We start from the raw sequence: 5,207 nt of genomic DNA on the forward strand, positions 1-5,207 counted from the left end.
CTTTGACTACAACTCAAGGTCCTGGTATCAAAGTGGATGTTAACTCACTTTAATTAGAATGTAAAGCTACTTTCGGGTAGCTTTTTTGTTTGTTTAGTGTATTTTTTAACAAAATAGTTATAGAAGTTTTAGCAGGAGATAAAAGTTGGAAGGATAAAAATTTTTTTGATAGATATCACTATAAAAAAAACGCTTTTTGTGGTAAAATAATACAGATCATAAAAGGAGTGACAAAATGGTAGAACCTAAGTATAAACGTATTTTAATTAAGTTATCAGGTGAAGCGTTAGCCGGTGAACGGGGTGTCGGAATTGATATCAAGACGGTTCAAAAGATGGCCCTTGAAATCAAAGAAGTTCATGACCTTGGAATTGAAATTGCTCTCGTTATCGGTGGAGGAAATCTCTGGCGTGGAGAACCTGCGGCAGAAGCAGGTATGGATCGCGTTCAAGCAGATTACACTGGAATGCTTGGAACAGTTATGAATGCCTTGGTGATGGCGGATTCTCTTCAACAGGTTGGAGTAGATACGCGCGTTCAAACAGCTATTTCCATGCAACAAGTCGCTGAGCCATATATTCGTGGCCGTGCCCTTCGTCACTTAGAAAAAGAGCGCATCGTCATCTTTGGGGCAGGTATTGGTTCCCCATACTTCTCAACAGATACAACGGCTGCTCTTCGTGCAGCTGAAATTGAAGCAGACGCAATCTTGATGGCTAAGAATGGTGTTGACGGCGTTTATAATGCTGATCCAAAGAAAGACAAGACAGCTGTGAAGTTTGAAGAATTAACTCACCGTGATGTCATCAATAAAGGCCTTCGTATCATGGATTCGACAGCATCGACTATCTCAATGGACAATGATATTGACTTAGTCGTTTTCAACATGAATGAGCCAGGGAACATCAAACGCGTTGTCTTTGGAGAAAATATCGGTACTACCGTTTCTAATAATGTAGAAAAATAAGGAAGTTAGAGGAATAAAATGGCAAACCCAATCGTAGAAAAAGCTAAAGAAAGAATGTCTCAGTCTCACCAAAGTTTGGGACGTGAATTTGGAAGTATCCGGGCAGGTCGTGCAAACGCAAGTCTTTTGGACCGTATCTATGTTCAATATTACGGAGTTGATACTCCATTGAATCAAATCGCATCTATCACGATTCCAGAAGCTCGTGTGATGTTGATCACACCTTTTGACAAGTCTTCATTGAAAGATATCGAGCACGCTTTGAATGCTTCTGATCTTGGTATTACTCCAGCCAACGATGGTTCGGTTATCCGCTTGGTCATCCCAGCTTTGACAGAAGAAACACGTCGTGACTTGGCTAAAGAAGTGAAAAAAGTCGGTGAAAATGCTAAGGTAGCGATCCGTAACATCCGCCGTGATGCGATGGATGAAGCTAAGAAACAAGAAAAAGCAAAAGAAATCACTGAAGATGAATTGAAGGGTCTTGAAAAAGAAATCCAAAAAGTAACGGATGATGCTGTGAAACATATCGATGAAATGACAGCTCACAAAGAAAAAGAATTGCTTGAAGTCTAATCATTTCCAGCAGTTTACAGAGGAAATGAACTCAGTTGGCACTGCTGGCTGGGTTTTATTTCCATTAAGGGGCTATTGATCATCATTAGCCAGAAAGAAGGAAGAAATGAATACCAATCTCGCACATGATATCGTGGGCCTTGTTACGGATGAGAATGACCGTTTTTACTTTGTCCAAAAGGATGGGCAAACCTATGCTTTGGACAAGTCTGAAGGAGAGCATGCTCTTGGAGAGTCTGTCAAGGGCTTTGCCTATACGGATATGAAGCAACGTTTGCGCCTGACCACACTTGAAGTCACAGCTCGTCAGGACCAATTTGGTTGGGGGACAGTGACAGAAGTTCGTAAGGACCTGGGCGTTTTTGTCGATACGGGTCTACCAGACAAGGAGATTGTCGTCTCTCTTGATATTCTGCCAGAAATCAAAGATCTGTGGCCGAAAAAAGGCGATAAACTCTTTGTCCGCCTGGAAGTCGATAAAAAAGACCGGATTTGGGGTGTCTTGGCCTATCAAGAAGACTTCCAACGGATTGCTCGTCCAGCCTACAACAATATGCAGAATCAGAACTGGCCGGCTATCGTCTATCGCTTAAAACTTTCAGGGACCTTTGTTTACTTACCTGAGAACAATATGTTAGGCTTTATCCATCCAAGTGAGCGCTATGCAGAACCTCGTTTGGGACAAGTCCTAGATGCCCGGGTTATTGGTTTCCGAGAGGTGGATCGGACCTTGAATTTATCCTTGAAGCCACGCTCGTTTGAAATGCTAGAAAACGATGCACAGATGATTTTGGCATATTTAGAAAACAACGGAGGCTTTATGACCTTGAATGATAAGTCCTCCCCAGAAGAAATTAAGGCAACCTTTGGCATTTCCAAGGGGCAGTTCAAAAAAGCTCTGGGAGGCTTGATGAAAGCAGGGAAAATCACACAGGATGCCTTTGGTACAGAATTAAAATAAGAGGAGTCCTATGCGAAAATCATTTTATACTTGGTTGATGACAGAGCGCAATCCCAAAAGCAATGCTCCCAAGGCTCTTCTGGCAGATCTGGCCTTTCATGAGACAGCCTTTCCAAAGCATACAGATGATTTTGATGAGGTTAGTCGCTTTCTGGAAGAGCATGCCAGTTTCTCCTTTAATCTAGGAGATTTTGATGCAATTTGGGAAGAATACCTAGGTCATTAAGTACAAGAAAACCAAAGTGGGCCGGGGATGGTCAATTCTCGGTCTCTTTGTTATAATAGAGAAAACTTACAGAAATAGAGAGGTTCTTTATTTGAAAGAACATTCAATTGATATTCAATTAAGTCATCCAGATGATCTCTTCCATCTATTTGGATCCAATGAACGTCACTTGCGTTTGATGGAGCAGGAGTTGAATGTGGTCATCCATGCCCGAACAGAAATTGTCCAGGTCATCGGTCAAGAAGAAGATTGTGAAAAAGCCAGACAAGTTATTGAGGCTTTGCTTATCTTTGTAAATCGTGGCATGACTATCGGGACGCCGGATGTTGTAACAGCTATTCAAATGGTTCGTAATGATGAGTTGGATAAGTTCGTGGCCTTGTATGAAGAAGAAATCATCAAGGATAGCTACGGCAAGCCCATTCGGGTCAAAACGCTAGGGCAAAAGATTTATGTAGATAGTGTCAAGCACCATGATGTGACCTTCGGGATTGGACCAGCAGGGACTGGGAAGACCTTTTTGGCAGTAACTTTGGCCGTGACCGCCCTCAAGCGTGGTCAAGTCAAGCGCATTATTTTGACTCGTCCGGCTGTGGAAGCTGGGGAGAGCCTTGGTTTCCTTCCAGGGGATCTCAAGGAAAAGGTAGACCCTTATCTACGTCCAGTCTATGATGCCCTCTATCAAATCTTGGGCAAGGACCAGACCACTCGGATGATGGAGCGGGAGATTATTGAGATAGCTCCCTTAGCTTATATGCGGGGCCGGACCTTGGATGATGCCTTTGTCATTCTCGATGAAGCGCAAAATACAACCATCATGCAGATGAAGATGTTCTTGACCCGTCTTGGTTTTAACTCCAAGATGATTGTCAATGGAGATACCAGCCAGATTGACCTCCCTCGAAATGTCAAATCCGGTTTGATTGATGCTCAGGAGAAATTAAAAAATATTTCTCAAATTGACTTTGTGCATTTCTCTGCCAAGGATGTCGTTCGCCATCCGGTAGTTGCCGAAATTATCCGGGCCTACGAGCCCATTCCGAATCCAGTCCTCAAAGAAAAACTGGATGTGGAAGAAGAAGCAGAATAAAAAAGGGAGTGGGAAAGAACTCAGACTAATTAAAAAGAGTTCGTTTTCCCACCCCCGCACAGTTGATTAGGTCGTCTTTGGAGCTTTAAAAGCGAACAAAGATGCCAATCAACCACTGCGTCATGTAGTTATTACTATCATACAACGAAGGCTGGACACTTTTTGCCCAGCCTTTTAAATATTAGAAATTAAACCAATTCATCAATTGGTGTGAAGTTGCGTTCTAGACCTTCTGCAACTGGTTGGCTTGTGATATGGCCTTGGTAAGTAGTAACACCTTGGCGCAAGCCTTCGTCGAGGGCGATGGCCTTATGGAAGCCATTGTCAGCTAAAGCTTCTACATAAGGAAGGGTTACATTGGTAAGGGCGATGGTAGAAGTACGAGCGACAGCACCTGGAATATTGGCAACGGCATAGTGGAGCACGCCGTGTTTTTCGTAAACAGGCTCCGTATGTGTTGTCACACGGTCTGCTGTTTCAATAACCCCACCTTGGTCCACAGCTACGTCCACGATGACAGAACCGGGACGCATTTGTTTGACCATATCGTCTGTCACTAATTTAGGAGCTTTAGCTCCAGGGATCAAGACAGCTCCGATGACAACATCGGCATCACGGACACTGGCTTCAATGTTAAATGGATTGGACATAAGGGTTTGGATTTGATGACCAAAGACATCTTCCAGAACAGCCAAACGTTTAGCGCTGATATCTAAGATGGTCACTTGGGCACCGAGTCCAAGGGCGATACGAGCTGCGTGGGTTCCAACGACTCCACCACCGATGATGGTAACTTTCCCTTTAGGAACACCAGGTACCCCACCTAGGAGGACGCCAGATCCACCTTCTTGTTTAGTGAGGAAGTGAGCCCCGATTTGCACCGCCATTCGTCCAGCAACCTCACTCATTGGCACCAAGAGAGGCAATTGTCCTTCAAGGTCTCGTACAGTCTCGTAAGCTACCCCAGTTGTCTTGGCAGTCACCATGGCATCAGCTAATTCAGGAGCAGCAGCCATGTGCAAGTAGGTGAAGAGCAAGAGGTCTTCACGAAGGAAGTCGTATTCTTCAGCGAGGGGTTCTTTGACCTTGACCACCAATTCAGCTGCCCAAGCTTCTGCAGCAGTTGCAACGATAGTCGCTCCTTGTTTGGCGTAATCTTCATCGCCAAAGCCAGAACCAAGTCCAGCATTTGTTTCTACCAAAACTTGATGGCCTTTCTTCACCAAGCTTTGTACACCTGCAGGTGTCAAGCCAACACGATTTTCATTGTTTTTAATTTCTTTTGGGATACCGATTAACATGATTATTTCTCCTTGATTAGATATGGGTGTGAAAAGGCCATTGGTGTGAGATTGCTCTCTTGACTCAATGACCTTTTCACTCCTTA

Annotated in this window: 6 protein-coding genes; 5 read left to right on the plus strand and 1 reads right to left on the minus strand. The window is 43.9% G+C overall.

The genetic code is table 11. The features are described 5' to 3' along the window. Nucleotides 1–235: 235 nt before the first annotated feature. The 5 genes from pyrH to RCH62_RS08250 all read left to right on the plus strand — a co-directional run bounded on the left by pyrH (nt 236) and on the right by RCH62_RS08250 (nt 3,820). The gene (gene pyrH, locus RCH62_RS08230; protein ID WP_195563251.1) at nt 236–967 is read left to right on the plus strand and encodes a UMP kinase; all 732 of its coding nucleotides are present in this window, start codon (nt 236–238) and stop codon (nt 965–967) included. A gap of 18 nt (nt 968–985) precedes the next feature. After that, nucleotides 986–1,543: a ribosome recycling factor gene (gene frr / locus RCH62_RS08235; protein ID WP_006595853.1), complete on the plus strand. Its 558-nt coding sequence runs from the start codon at nt 986–988 to the stop codon at nt 1,541–1,543. A gap of 106 nt (nt 1,544–1,649) precedes the next feature. Further along, nucleotides 1,650–2,504, plus strand: coding sequence for an RNA-binding virulence regulatory protein CvfB (gene cvfB, locus RCH62_RS08240; protein WP_195563250.1), 855 nt, complete (start codon nt 1,650–1,652; stop codon nt 2,502–2,504). A 10-nt stretch (nt 2,505–2,514) separates the two neighbouring features. Continuing rightward, nucleotides 2,515–2,730 (plus strand): YozE family protein, encoded by a 216-nt coding sequence (locus RCH62_RS08245; RefSeq protein ID WP_023023987.1) that lies wholly within the window; start codon nt 2,515–2,517, stop codon nt 2,728–2,730. A gap of 91 nt (nt 2,731–2,821) precedes the next feature. Beyond that, nucleotides 2,822–3,820, plus strand: a complete 999-nt coding sequence (locus tag RCH62_RS08250; RefSeq protein WP_306475003.1) for a PhoH family protein — start codon at nt 2,822–2,824, stop codon at nt 3,818–3,820. 188 nt (nt 3,821–4,008) lie between these two features. On the opposite strand, the gene ald is transcribed toward RCH62_RS08250, so the two are convergent. Next, nucleotides 4,009–5,121 (minus strand): alanine dehydrogenase, encoded by a 1,113-nt coding sequence (gene ald, locus RCH62_RS08255; protein WP_048789576.1) that lies wholly within the window; start codon nt 5,119–5,121, stop codon nt 4,009–4,011. Nucleotides 5,122–5,207: the final 86 nt, after the last annotated feature.

It is taken from the genome of Streptococcus sp., assembly GCF_030825805.1.
Classification (GTDB): Bacteria; Bacillota; Bacilli; order Lactobacillales; family Streptococcaceae; genus Streptococcus.